This is a genomic window from Vagococcus fessus, from assembly GCF_003987565.1.
In the GTDB taxonomy this organism is placed as follows: Bacteria; Bacillota; Bacilli; order Lactobacillales; family Vagococcaceae; genus Vagococcus_D; species Vagococcus_D fessus.
In genome coordinates this window covers 537875-550811 of the sequence record NZ_NGJY01000002.1, presented here as the reverse complement: position 1 = coordinate 550811, position 12937 = coordinate 537875, and the positions used below count along the sequence as shown (strand labels likewise).

The window sequence follows — 12937 nt, the reverse complement described above, 5'->3', positions numbered from 1 at the left end:
ACGAACATGATAGCAACAATTATTTTAAGTGTGCTGATTTTTGGTTCAGCTGGTTACATTATTTACAACAGAGTCGTCAATAAAAGCGGTGGGTGTGAGTGTGACGGCTGTGAGTGTGGAATTAAAAAACCAGAGTCTAAATAAACAGAGTTTAATAATAAAATAAGTGAGTGCAAGTCCTTGCCTAGTGGCGGTGTTAGTGCTAGAATAAGGCTTGTAATCGGGCTGTTAGCTCAGTTGGTAGAGCAGCTGACTCTTAATCAGCGGGTCGTGGGTTCGATCCCCCCACAGCCCATGGGTGCCAAACCCACGAAGTCGGTCAGATGTTGGTGCGAAAGCATTTAGAAAACGTCTGGCGCGGCTTCATTTTTTTATAAATTTATAATTAAGACACTAAAAAGCAGCTCACTTCTAAAGTGGGCTGCTTTTTTCGTTTTAAAATTAGTAAGGGAAATCTAAACAGGGGAGTTTAGAAAATCAATTTATTAGCATTAGCTACATCTCTTATAATAGAGAAGGAGTTAGTATAAAGTGAGATGAAGGTGTAACGAATCATGAAAGAAAGTGTGATAAAATTATGACCGTGCTTCTCAAAATAAAAAAACAGAAACAAGTTGTAAGACTTGTCTCTGTTTTTTAAATGTAAAATTAACGTTCTTGTTCGATTGCTTTCAAACCAGCCATGTTTAATAAGTTCCATGGTGTACCAATTTCTGGTTGGAAGAAGAAATCAGCGTAAGCTAATTGCTCAATCGTAAATTTAGTTTGAATAGCGATTGAAATAGCATTGATGTTTGCAGTTAAGTCAGCTTTTGACATAATTTGCGCACCTAAAATCACATGTGTTTTTGGATCATACACTAATTTGAACATAACACGTTCTTTCATACTACCTGGAACAAAGTCCATTAAAGTATCTTGATCTAAGAAAACAGAGGCAATTTCAATCCCTAATTTTTCAGCCATTTGGTCATTTAAACCAGTTGAAGCAAATTTATAATCGAAGACGCGTAATGCTGAAGAGCCTTGAACGCCTTGGAATGGATGGTTAGCTTCTACTAAGTTTTTAGCAGCAAAGCGACCTTGACGACGCGCATTTGTTGCTAGTGAGATGTTAACTGCTGTGTTACCTGGGTTGTATTGGATTAATGTTGAATCTCCAACTGCAAACACGTCAGGTTCACTTGTTCTCATATATTCGTCTGTTTTAATCATACCGTTTGGTAATAATTCAACAGAGTCTTTTAACCAAGCTGTGTTTGGACGTACGCCAGCAGACATAACGACTAAATCAGCAGGGTATTCGTTTTTATCAGTTACAACAGAAGTAACTTTGTCATCACCTTTGAATTGAACGACAGATTCGCCCATAGCTAATGTGATGCCGTTTTCTGTCATTTCTTTTTCTAAAACGTCAGTGAATGGTTTATCAAGGTAAACCCCAAGAGGGCGCTTGATGATATCGATAAGTGTTACGTTTTTACCTGCCATAGCAAATGCTTCAGCAGCTTCGATACCGATATAACCACTACCAATAACGGTTACGTTTTGAATATCAGGATCAACCGATTTAAGACGTAAATCAATTGTGTCTTGACGGCCTCTCATTGTTTCAATATTTTGTAAATCGTTACCTGGAACAGGCAAGATAAATGGGTTAGCCCCTGGACTTAAGATGATTTTATCATAATCCTCTGTACGAACCTCACCAGAGATGTGATCCATAACTTGGACTTGATGCTTATCAGCTTCTAATTTGATAATTTCTTGGTTTGTGAAGACGCGGACCCCGCGCTTTTCCATCTCTTCAGCGGTCATATAACGAATTGAATTTACGTCTTTGACAACACCTTCAAGATACATTTGAGTGCCTCAACCCATGAACGAAATAAAATCGCCCTTTTCATACCACTGGATAGTAGCATCTGGATGAGTTAGTAATAATTCTTCGACAGCTTCATAGCCGCCATGTGATGAACCTAAAACAATAACTTTCATAACAGTTCCTCCTTGTTTGTAGTTATTACAATTAAACAATAATACTAATATAACTTTAACTTATTTTCTAGTAAAAGTGTAGTGATTTGTTTGTGAAATTTAGAAAAAATAGTATAAAGTTATGCATTACTTATTTTTAGGGCCTCGAAGGTTATGGTTTGATTGGCATCGACAGGTTCTTCTTCAAAGTCATAATCAGCTGAAAGAGAAATGTTTTTAAAACCGATTGCTTCAAGTCTTAATTTAAATTCAGTTAACCCGTACCACCTTAATATCATTTCCTGTAGTTCAGTTTGTGTGAGCTGTCCATTCTCCCACTTTTGGTAAGTCAGATGAGTCATAATCGTTTGGTCTAACCAGTCGACAGTTAATGTTTTACGTTCTAAAGTAATTCCTGATGTGTCGTTAATAGGATGTACAGAAGTAATCACTTCGCCCACTTCGGGATAGAAAGGTAAATCTAAGTCTAATATTAGTTTTCCACCAGGCGCCAGCAAGCGGTAAAGTTGGTTTAATGCTCTGGTAGCATCTTCTTCTGTAGGTAACAGACAAAAAGTTGAGGTTGGAATAATAATGGCGTCATAAGTTTCCTGTCCAGCGTAATGCGTCCAGTCGTCACAAATAAGTGAGGGAGAAAAAGAGGCACGTTTGGCTTCTTCTTCGCATATGCTAAGCATTTCTTTTGACTGGTCAATACCAATCATATTAAAGCCTTGTTTTAATAAAGGAATGAACATCCGACCAGTTCCAACTCCGATTTCTAGTATCGGACCAGTAATACCTTCTAATCTTTCGGCGTAATATCCGATATCGCCATTAAGAGAATAGCCAGTGGGTTTTGTTAAATGATAAACGGCCGTGCATAAAGGCCCGTAGTGACTGTACATAAGTAAGCTCCTTTTGTCATAAGTATAGGATTAGTATAACAGAATGGGTAAATGAGAAACAAACCGGAAAGCCTTTTCAAAAAGTGGCGGCTATTAATTGACTTATCTCAATTTAAAGCGTAAAATTATTTGTTCGTAAGATTATCTGGCAGGAGGAAAAAACGTGTCTAAAAATGAAGATTGGCAACTAGAGCAAGGCTATTTATCAGATGTATATGAGAAGTTACTTGCGATGAAAAATAGAGTATCAAATGAGTCAGAAGAGGCCGATGAAAATTCCCGCCTATTTTTAAAAAATCTATCTGAAGATGTGAGAATGAATAACTCATCAGCAGCAGATAGTTTTGAGTCGCTTATTCAAGTGGAACAGAAAAATCAAGAGTTAGCTCAATTAAATTATAAACGTGAATGGTTAGAGAAACAGAAAAATAATATCGCACAGTTATTAGAAGGACCTTACTTTGCGAAGTTAGATGTACAGTATCCGGATGAAGAAGAGATGGAGCAGTTTTATATTGGGGTCGCAGGATTTAGTGATGAGGACCATATCCAGTATGTTTACGATTGGCGTTCGCCGATTGCTAACCTGTATTATGAAAATAGTTTAGGTCAAACAACTTATGAAGCGCCGATGGGTGAGGTTGCAGTCGACCTTAAAAATCGTCGTCAATTAAAAGTTGAGAAAAACAAATTAGTCGATTTCTTTGATACGAGTACAGCGATTGAAGACCCCATGTTATTAGAGGTATTAAACGAAGAGTCATCAGTTAAATTAACGGATATTACAAGCACCATCCAAAAAGAGCAAAATGCTATTATTCGTGATACGAAAAGTGATGTTCTTATTGTGGAAGGGATTGCCGGTAGTGGGAAGACGTCAACTGTCTTACAGCGTATCGCTTACTTGCTATACCGTTACAAAGATAACTTGCTACCTGAGCAAGTGTTATTATTGTCCCCGAATCCAATGTTTAGTAAATATATTGAAGAAGTGCTGCCTAGTTTAGGTGAAAAGAATCCTCGTCAATTAACATACCGTGAGTTAATGAAGACTAAAGGGAAGCAATATCAAATCGAAGAATTAGAATCACAACTGTATGACGGTCGTCCGATTGATTCGATGTCCAACATGATTGCGATTGAAGAATATGTAGCAGAGTTAAATCCTGACCATCTTGATTTTATTGATTTGAAATTAGAAGACGAAATGGTTATTTCTGCGAAATGGATGGACCAAACATTACAGTCTTTACCAAGTAATGTGGAATTGTACCGTAAGCTGACGTTCTTACAAGAAAAAATGTCAGAAGCGTTGAAAAAATTCATTCGTACGGAAAGCCGTAAACCGAAATGGCGTAATGAGTTTGAAAATTTAAGCAGTGACCAATACAATCAGTTGTTCGCCAAATCAAAAGGGGCAACGGAAGAAGAAGCCGTTCAAAAGGCGATTAATAAATTAGTTCATTACTATTATGCGCCAGTCCGCAAAGCCATTGCATCATTTAGCTGGATTGATTTAGAAAGTCATTATTTATTAGCGACAGGCCTACCGTTATCTTCACCGATTACGCTAGATCAAGCGACAGAATATGCGTACTTAAATCATTTGATGGTTCAAAGTCGTCAACGTCAAAAAACAAAATTTGTTATTTTAGATGAGGTTCAAGATTATACTGAAGCACAGTTATACTTCTTATCTAAAGTATACGGAGAAGCGAACTTCACATTAGTAGGAGATGGCTATCAATCGATCTTTGCTCAAGGTACGAGTTTTGACCGTGTGGAAGAACTTTTCACCGATGGCACACGCAACGTGAAATCAGTGAAGTTGTTAAAATCATACCGTTCAAGTGGACCTATCAGTCACTTTATGAAGCACTTATTAGGTGGTGATGAAAGTGGTGTTGAGGTGATTGACCGTCCGGGTAAAGACCCTGAGTTTGTTGAATTAGCGGATGAAACAGCGTATTATTCATACTTAGCAGAACGTATGGCTAGTCTAAAATCAGATTACCGCCAAGTTATCTTAACGAAAGACAGTAAGGAAGCCCATAAAGTGTTTAAAGCTTTAGGAAGTCCAGAAAACTTAACGTTAATTGCCGATTCGACTAAGCTAGATTTAAGTGCTCGCCAATTTGTAATGCCAGTTCATTTGGCTAAAGGCTTAGAATTTGATAGTGTGGTGGTTCATAATGCGTCAGAAAAACGTTTTGTCAGCCAGCATGATTTGAATTTACTTTATACCGCAAGTTCACGTGCGATGCATGAGTTATACTTACCTTATATTCAAAAACCATCAGCGTTTATTAAATAAAACGAAAGATAGGACTGAGAAGTTCTATCTTTTTTTATAGAAAAGAGGGAAAGAGATGTATGCAGAACATTTAGATGTTTGGGGTGAGTTTTTTTTACTTGTAGTAGACGAGATAGGTGTAGTCTTTTTAGGAGAGGAACATAGATTTGAAAATTACCGACTATCTAAAAGTTTAAAGCAGCCTAGCTGGGATGAGCCTGAAAAAATACAATTCTATAAAAAATCCGTATATGAATACTTAGAGGGGGTATCAAAATCGATTGACCTACCTATCAGTTCCGTTGGAAAAGGAACCGATTTTCAAGAGAAAGTATGGCAAGGGTTACTCGCTATCCCGTATAGTAAGACGATAAGTTATGGAGAATTGGCAGAGAGTATAGGTTGTCCCTCTTCAGTTAGAGCTGTCGCTACAGCAGTTGGTAAGAATCCTTTACTGTTAATTAGACCTTGTCACCGCGTTATCCGATCATCGGGTGAATTAGGTGAGTATGCAGGTGGTTGTGAGTTAAAAAAAAGACTATTAGAGCTAGAAAAAATATAAGAAAAAACCGTGATGTGGCGCTTTAGGGCGCTAAGGTTTTATCTCAACTTGAAATAGGGTATAATAGAAGCAATACCTTGTGAATTATTTTTTTGAAGTAGCAAGAGGAGGATAAAAATTTATGAAAAAAGTATTAGTTGTTGATGATGAGAAGCCAATCTCCGATATAGTGAAATTTAACTTAACAAAAGAAGGCTATGAAGTTTTTACTGCTTATGATGGTGAAGAAGCTTTAGAAGTCGTAAAAGAAGTTGAACCTGACTTAGTTCTTCTTGATTTAATGTTACCTAAAATTGATGGTTTAGAAGTATGTCGTGAAATCCGTAAAAATTTTGATATGCCGATTATCATGGTAACAGCTAAAGACTCTGAAATTGATAAAGTCTTAGGGCTAGAGCTTGGTGCAGATGACTATGTCACGAAACCATTCTCAAACCGAGAGCTTATTGCGCGTGTTAAAGCTAATTTACGACGTCAAGGGTCACCGTCACAAAAACAAGTTGAGGAAGAAGAAGAAGTTAATGAGCTTGAAATTGGCGCTCTGACGATTCATCCAGATGCTTACATTGTGTCAAAACGTGGTGAAAAAATAGAATTGACGCATCGTGAGTTCGAATTACTACATTACTTAGGGAAACATTTAGGTCAAGTAATGACTCGTGAACATTTACTTCAAACTGTTTGGGGCTATGACTACTTTGGTGATGTCCGTACAGTCGATGTAACCGTTCGTCGTTTACGTGAAAAAATTGAGGATAGCCCAAGTCATCCAGCATGGCTTGTGACCCGTCGTGGTGTTGGGTATTACTTAAGAAATCCAGAACAAGATTAGGAGAGAATGAGATGCGGAAAAAAATTCATTTTTTCCAATCCGTTCATTTTAAAATAGCCATGGTGTTTGTCCTACTGCTTCTTATATCAGTGGAAATCATCGGGGCTATTTTTATTCGTGAATTGGAAAAAAATACCATCACGTCTTTTGAAGATACGATGAATGCTCAGGTGGAACTATTAGCGTCTAATTTGAGTACAGAGTTAATATCAGTGGGAGACGACGGTGATATAACGTTGAAGAGAACGGTTAATGAGTTCTCAAAACGGGATGTATTTGAAGTGCGAGTAGTTGATGATAAAGGAATTGTTCGTGCAACAAGTGATGCAAATCAACAGAATATGGTTGGTAAGAAAAATGATATTGCAGCTTTAAATGATTTTACAGAAAAGCGTAAAGAACAAAATGACCCGGCAACTAATCGGCGTGTCTATATTAATGTCCAGCAAATTAGATCTCCTGCAGGTGATGCCGTTATTGGTGGGCTTTATGTGAAAAGCGATATTGAGAGTAAATACAATGAAGTTAGTAATACAACCTTACTTTTCTTTTCTGCGTCAATGATAGCGATGTCGATTTCGCTAGCAGTCGCTCTTTTAGTAGCAAGAACCATAACGAAACCAATTGGAGAGATGCAGCAGCAAGCACTTAAAATTGCTCAAGGAGATTATACTGGCGAACTTGAAGTTCACGGACAAGATGAGCTGGGGCAACTCGCTCAAACGTTTAATGAACTATCTGCTCGTGTAGGAGAAGCTCAAGAAACACTTGAATCTGAGCGGCACAGGCTAGACAGTGTGTTATCACATATGACAGACGGGGTTATTGCGACAGATCGTCGGGGTAATGTTGTTATCATTAATGAAAAAGCATTGTTGCTGTTAGAAACAACTCAAGAGCAAACCATTGGAAAATCAATACTAGAACTTTTAGATATTCATGAAGACTATACATTACGTGAGTTATTAGAAGGACAAGCGGAGAAAATGATTCATGTTAATCCAGAATCAGAAGAAGATGCTACGATTTTGAAAGCTGATTATGCGATGATTCGACGTGAATCAGGCTTTATTAGTGGGTTAGTTTGTGTGCTCCATGATGTCACGGAGCAAGAAAAAAATGAACGTGAACGTCGTGCATTCGTGTCGAATGTATCTCATGAATTACGAACACCACTGACAAGTATGCGCAGTTATTTAGAGGCATTATCAGATGGTGCCTGGGAAGACCCAGAGATTGCACCACGATTTATCAGTGTTTCGTTAGTCGAAACGGATCGTATGATTCGTATGATTAATGATTTACTTAATTTGTCACGTATGGATGCGCAGAAGAGTCCGTTACAGTTAGAATTTGTCAATTTGAATGAGCTTCTTAATTTTGTATTAGACCGTTTTGATATGGTGATTGCTAATGAAAATAAAAATTATAGCATTCGTCGTGAATTTACGTTACGTACAATTTGGTTAGAGGTAGATCCAGATAAAATCATTCAAGTATTAGATAACATTATGAATAACGCTCTAAAATACTCGCCAGATGGTGGAGAAGTAACCTGTACATTATTAGAAACACATAATAACGTTATTATTAGTATTTCAGATCAAGGTATGGGAATTCCTCAAAAAGATGTGAAACGCATCTTTGACCGTTTCTTCCGAGTGGATAAAGCGCGTTCTCGTGCAATGGGGGGCTCTGGTTTAGGTCTTGCTATTTCAAAAGAAGTTATTCAAGATCATGGTGGAACGATTTGGGCTGAGAGTAAAGAAGGTAAAGGCTCAACATTCTATATTTCTTTACCTTATGAAGCATTCGAAGAGGAGGATTGGGGCTAGTGAAACTAATCGGAAAATTAATTCGTTATACTTTATTTTTGATGATTGCCCTTAGTCTGTTCCTCTCTTGGAAACTTTGGACAAATTCAGGGAGTAAGATAGAAGAACAACCTGTTAACAAATCGGAACAAATTGCAAATATGAAACAACCTAAAGATGTGTTCTTACCTGTTAAATTAGTGTATCACGACAGTAAAGGTGATCATTACTACAGTAGTAAGGAAAGTCTTATTCAAAGTATGAGTAAAGAACTTTTTGAAAGAATGGGTGATGAATTACCTGTTGAGAAGTCTAGAAAAAAAATAGATCCTCATTTGATTAAAGGATCTTTTGATTTATCTATGTCAAGCTCGCTTTCACTCGCTTATTATTTGAAGATTAACGAGAAAGAGGTCCCCTCACATATTAAGAAAGATGTGACATTTAGACGTATTCTTGTTTCATTTTCAGATAATCATATTCATTTTATTGATAATGAGAATAATCAAATTTATCAAACTGAATTGTTAGGGGATCCAAGTGAAGTAAAAGATATTTTAAGAAAAGAAGGCAATCGTTTCTTACCAGTAGATAACCCTAAAATGGATTTACCAGTTTATTATGAGTTTAAAAATGATATTACGTTAAAAAAATACAGTTATATTGTAGCGACCCAGTCCTACACTATGTTTTCAAAAGCCTTTTTCGATGATACTCAAGAAGTTTTTTCGAATGATGACCATAAAGCCAGTAAAAATGTAAGCTTGATGAATGCTGAAGGTGGGACTCTTGATATTATGTACGATACAGGTGAGGTTAGATTTAACAGTCGTTTTGATAGTGAAAAAGCACGTGATTTAGGAACGGATACGATTTATGAAGACACATTCTTCTATTTAAAAAATACGGGTAATGCTTTGGGAACGATTCGTTATTTTGAAGGTACACCTAATCGTGTAACTTATCGTAATTATGTTGAGGGGTATCCTATTTTTAGTGATAACGGTAAGGGTAGAATGGATATTTCAAGAGAAAATAAAAATATTAGAATCTCAACTAATCAAGAAACAATTCAAGTTCCAATACCATCGGAAGAAGAAGTTGTGTTAGAAAGTACCGATAAAATTATTGAAAAACTACAACTCAAAGGGATAGATGTTAAAGATATCCAAGGACTTCAGATTGGCTATACATGGGAAGCCAACCAAGAAACAAAACAGGTCGTAGATTTAGTACCAGAATGGTATATTAAGTTGAAGGACAAGTGGGAAAGTTTGAGTGACGTGAGTAAGATGTTAGAAAAAGGGGTGGGAGAGTAATGGATTTTAAACGAATTGAAATTATTTTTCTCTGTGCTTTTTTAGGTCTAAACCTCTTCTTACTTTTCAGCTTTCAACAAGGAAGAGATACGGTGAATACGGGGGTCGATTTGAACTCTGTAGCAGATATTGAAACGCGTCTAAAATACGATAAAATCACAACGGAAAAAGATGTTTTTTCGGATGAGATTGTTGAAGGGTATTATTTAAGTGCAACCACAACAGATTTTAAAAAAGAGATGAAAAATGATACAACTCAAGATAGTCAACGTTTTGTTAGAACACAAGATGTCGTATATGAAGAACCTATTAAAGCGAAGCAACTAGAGAAAGACTTAACTCGTTTTAAAGATGGTAACAAACAGCTTTATAAAGGGAAAGACTATGAATTCTTTAACCGTCCAGCTTCGGATAATAGTAATATGGTCTTTTCCCAAGTCTTTGAAAAAATTCCTTTTTATGATGAAACAAGTGAGTTGAATATCGAATTATCCAAAATGACTAAAGATGATTTAATCATAGAAACATTTACTCAAAGTCATTTAAAAGAAATTGAGCCTTTGCGTGAAAAACAACCGGTAATATCTGAAAGAGAAGCGATTGAAACGCTTTATATGAGTAATCGTATCCCGTCAGAGTCGACAATTACAGATACTCAATTGGCATATACTCGTATTTTTACAGTTAGAGGAAAAAATGTCTATATTCCAGCTTGGTTTGTTTGGATTGAAAGTAGCAAAAAAAATGTCCGTGTAGAACGGGTCAATGCCTTTTCTAACTCGGTTATTGCACCAAATGTACCTGAAATGAAAAAGTAGTGAGTCAATAAAGAAGGAGTCGCGGTGTGTAGTGAAAAATGAAGAAGCATTTAAAGTAAGTATTTTGGCCAGTGGAAGTAGTGGAAATTCGCTATATATTGAGTCAGATAAAAAGAAATTATTAGTTGATGCAGGGTTAAGTGGCAAAAAAATAACCAGTTTATTATCTGAGATTGACCGTTCTCCTGCAGATTTAGATGGTATTCTAGTTACTCATGAGCATAAAGATCATATTCATGGTGTCGGCGTCTTATCTCGTAAGTATGGATTAGATATTTATGCGAATGAAAAAACGTGGTCTGCTATGGCACCTGGAATTGGGAATATAAAACCTGAGCATCAACATATTTTTGAATTAGGTAAAACTAAGACATTTGGAGATATGGATGTCGAAAGTTTTGGCGTTTCTCATGATGCTGCCGAACCTCAGTTTTATTCTTTTCAAAAAGATAACAAATCATTTGTAGTTTTAACCGATACAGGCTATTGTAGCGATCGTGTTAAAGGAACAATCCAAAATGCAAATGCCTATTTAATGGAAAGTAATCATGATTTAAATATGCTTCGAATGGGAAATTACCCTTGGAGTTTGAAACAACGTATTTTAGGTGATATGGGTCATTTGTCTAATGAAGACGGGGCTTTAGTTGCTGGTGAGGTACTGGGAGATAAAACTAAACGAATTTATTTAGGGCATTTAAGCCGAGAGAATAATTTAAAAGAGTTAGCTCATATGACTATGGAGCACAGTCTAAGAACCCAAGGATTGGGTGTAGGTCATGATTTCATGGTCTATGATACTGATCCGGATCAAGCGACTGAATTATTTTCAATTTAAAAGCCAAAAAGAACCGATAAGGATTAATTCCTTACCGGTTCTTTTTTACTTTTATTTATCTTTTAAAGCAGCAGCTTGGTCTAATGTCAATTCAACATTAGTTGTCATTTTTTCTTTTTCGCGGTAGTAGGTTACTTTAACAGTATCGCCAACTTTTTTCTTATAAAGAATAGATTGTAAATCTGTACCATTTTCGATTGCTTTACCATCAATTTCGACGATAACATCGTATTGTTTTAAACCAGCTTTTTCAGCAGGTGACGCTAATTGTAAGCTACGAACAATTACACCAGTTTTAACAGATGCCGGTACTTTTAGGATACGTTCTTGTTGCTCACTACTGATGACAGATAAATCACTCATTGTAATCCCTAACATAGGGCGTGTTACTTTACCGTCTTTTTCTAATTGGCTAATAATAGAAACAACATCATTACTTGGAATAGAGAAGCCCATTCCTTCAGCAGCGATACCACTTGATGCCGCAGCAATTTTAATTGAGTTAATACCGATAACTTGTCCAGCAATATTGATTAGTGGACCACCAGAGTTACCTGGGTTGATTGCAGCGTCTGTTTGAAGAGCATTGATGTTTACAGGTTGGCCATTTTCGTTTGTATTCGTAATTTTGCGGTCTTTAGCAGAGATAATCCCTAAAGTTGCACTATTTGCATAGACAGAACCTAGTGGAGAACCAATAGCAATAGCAGGCTCACCAACTTTAAGTTTATCAGAATCACCAAAATCAGCAGTTGTTTTAACTTTATCACTTGGAATTTCTAAAACTGCTAAGTCAGTGTAGCTATCTGTTCCTACTAATTTAGCTGGGACTTTTGTTCCGTCATTCATTAAGATTTCTAAACCATCAGAACCATCAACAACGTGATTATTTGTAACGATATAGGCTTTTTTACCATCTTTACGGTAAATAACACCACTTCCTTCGCTACTAGCTTCTAATTCATCATCAGATTTTTCTTTTTGAGGTTGTTCTTGTTGCCCATTTAACTGACCGAAGAAACGTTCAAAGTCATTTAATTGTTCTTTTTTTTGTAAGTTCACAACAGAAACAACAGCATCTTGAACTTTTTCAATAGCTGTAGATGTATTTGATTCAACATCTAATTTTAATTTACTTGTTTTTGCTGTACTGTTAGTGGATTGTGGGACTTCTTGTGTTAGTGGAGCAGGTTTAATCAAAAGGACAGTAGCACCTACAGCGACTGCACCTCCGATAAGGCCGCCTAAAATTCCTTTGAAAAAGCCTTTATTGGATTGTGGTGTTTGAGTAGATCTTTCATTTTTGTTCATAATAGTCGGTGTCTAGCACCTAACCCTCCTTTTTATTTTTAATATCCGATAGATATAGTATACATTTAATTCCTACTATTAGTCTAATATCTTAATTTGAATATTTTATGAAAAAGTTAGGATTAAAATACTAGTAAGACGTGTTGAAAGTATGAGATTCACTAATTTTTAATAAAGAGTTATACACAAAAGTTATGCACAAACGTGTGTAAATGTGGATAACTAAAATTAGTAAAGAGTATAACTGACTTTTTTTTGAAAAGAA

Annotated in this window: 11 protein-coding genes and 1 tRNA gene; 9 read left to right on the top strand and 3 right to left on the bottom strand. The window is 36.3% G+C overall.

Features of this window, described 5'->3' with window-relative positions; translation table 11 throughout:
• Nucleotides 1-9: 9 nt before the first annotated feature.
• Both CBF31_RS06890 and CBF31_RS06885 read left to right on the top strand, forming a co-directional pair.
• A complete protein-coding gene (locus tag CBF31_RS06890) occupies nt 10-144 on the top strand; it encodes a FeoB-associated Cys-rich membrane protein (RefSeq protein ID WP_211330833.1) in 135 nt (44 codons plus the stop codon).
• 78 nt (nt 145-222) lie between these two features.
• Nucleotides 223-295, top strand: a tRNA-Lys gene (locus tag CBF31_RS06885).
• A 353-nt stretch (nt 296-648) separates the two neighbouring features.
• On the opposite strand, the gene CBF31_RS06880 is transcribed toward CBF31_RS06885, so the two are convergent.
• Together CBF31_RS06880 and CBF31_RS06870 are read right to left on the bottom strand one after the other, a co-directional pair.
• A complete protein-coding gene (locus CBF31_RS06880) occupies nt 649-1998 on the bottom strand; it encodes an FAD-dependent oxidoreductase (RefSeq protein ID WP_245977937.1) in 1350 nt (449 codons plus the stop codon).
• A 119-nt stretch (nt 1999-2117) separates the two neighbouring features.
• Complete coding sequence (locus tag CBF31_RS06870; protein WP_126831644.1) at nt 2118-2885, bottom strand: class I SAM-dependent methyltransferase; 768 nt, start codon at nt 2883-2885, stop codon at nt 2118-2120.
• Between the two features lie 163 nt (nt 2886-3048).
• Here CBF31_RS06870 and CBF31_RS06865 point away from each other — a divergent pair, with 163 nt between their 5' ends.
• The 7 genes from CBF31_RS06865 to CBF31_RS06835 all read left to right on the top strand — a co-directional run bounded on the left by CBF31_RS06865 (nt 3049) and on the right by CBF31_RS06835 (nt 11361).
• On the top strand, nt 3049-5199 hold the full coding sequence (locus CBF31_RS06865; protein WP_126831643.1) for a HelD family protein: 2151 nt from the start codon (nt 3049-3051) through the stop codon (nt 5197-5199).
• A 55-nt stretch (nt 5200-5254) separates the two neighbouring features.
• Nucleotides 5255-5740 (top strand): methylated-DNA--[protein]-cysteine S-methyltransferase, encoded by a 486-nt coding sequence (locus CBF31_RS06860; RefSeq protein WP_126831642.1) that lies wholly within the window; start codon nt 5255-5257, stop codon nt 5738-5740.
• Between the two features lie 121 nt (nt 5741-5861).
• Nucleotides 5862-6572, top strand: a complete 711-nt coding sequence (gene yycF, locus CBF31_RS06855) for a response regulator YycF (RefSeq protein ID WP_126831641.1) — start codon at nt 5862-5864, stop codon at nt 6570-6572.
• A gap of 11 nt (nt 6573-6583) precedes the next feature.
• Nucleotides 6584-8407: a cell wall metabolism sensor histidine kinase WalK gene (gene walK / locus CBF31_RS06850; protein WP_126831640.1), complete on the top strand. Its 1824-nt coding sequence runs from the start codon at nt 6584-6586 to the stop codon at nt 8405-8407.
• Nucleotides 8407-9705 carry a YycH family regulatory protein gene (locus CBF31_RS06845; protein WP_126831639.1) on the top strand — a complete coding sequence of 433 codons (1299 nt, stop codon included), beginning with the start codon at nt 8407-8409 and terminating at the stop codon, nt 9703-9705. The genes walK and CBF31_RS06845 overlap by 1 nt, the downstream gene beginning before the upstream one ends.
• Entirely contained in the window at nt 9705-10523 is an 819-nt protein-coding gene (gene yycI, locus CBF31_RS06840) for a two-component system regulatory protein YycI (RefSeq protein WP_126831638.1), read from the top strand. The genes CBF31_RS06845 and yycI overlap by 1 nt, the downstream gene beginning before the upstream one ends.
• 31 nt (nt 10524-10554) lie before the next feature.
• Nucleotides 10555-11361 carry an MBL fold metallo-hydrolase gene (locus CBF31_RS06835; protein WP_126831637.1) on the top strand — a complete coding sequence of 269 codons (807 nt, stop codon included), beginning with the start codon at nt 10555-10557 and terminating at the stop codon, nt 11359-11361.
• A gap of 51 nt (nt 11362-11412) precedes the next feature.
• Here the strand turns inward: CBF31_RS06835 and CBF31_RS06830 are convergent, their stop codons facing one another.
• The gene (locus CBF31_RS06830; RefSeq protein WP_126831636.1) at nt 11413-12672 is read right to left on the bottom strand and encodes a S1C family serine protease; all 1260 of its coding nucleotides are present in this window, start codon (nt 12670-12672) and stop codon (nt 11413-11415) included.
• Nucleotides 12673-12937 lie beyond the last annotated feature (265 nt).

Bases quoted from the DNA above. Each gene is read 5' to 3' on its own strand.
- CBF31_RS06860 (WP_126831642.1), top strand. From the start codon at position 5,255: ATGTATGCAGAACATTTAGATGTTTGGGGTGAGTTTTTTTTACTTGTA.
- yycI (WP_126831638.1), top strand. From the start codon at position 9,705: ATGGATTTTAAACGAATTGAAATTATTTTTCTCTGTGCTTTTTTAGGT.
- CBF31_RS06830 (WP_126831636.1), bottom strand. From the start codon at position 12,672: ATGAACAAAAATGAAAGATCTACTCAAACACCACAATCCAATAAAGGC.
- walK (WP_126831640.1), top strand. From the start codon at position 6,584: ATGCGGAAAAAAATTCATTTTTTCCAATCCGTTCATTTTAAAATAGCC.
- yycF (WP_126831641.1), top strand. From the start codon at position 5,862: ATGAAAAAAGTATTAGTTGTTGATGATGAGAAGCCAATCTCCGATATA.
- CBF31_RS06870 (WP_126831644.1), bottom strand. From the start codon at position 2,885: ATGTACAGTCACTACGGGCCTTTATGCACGGCCGTTTATCATTTAACA.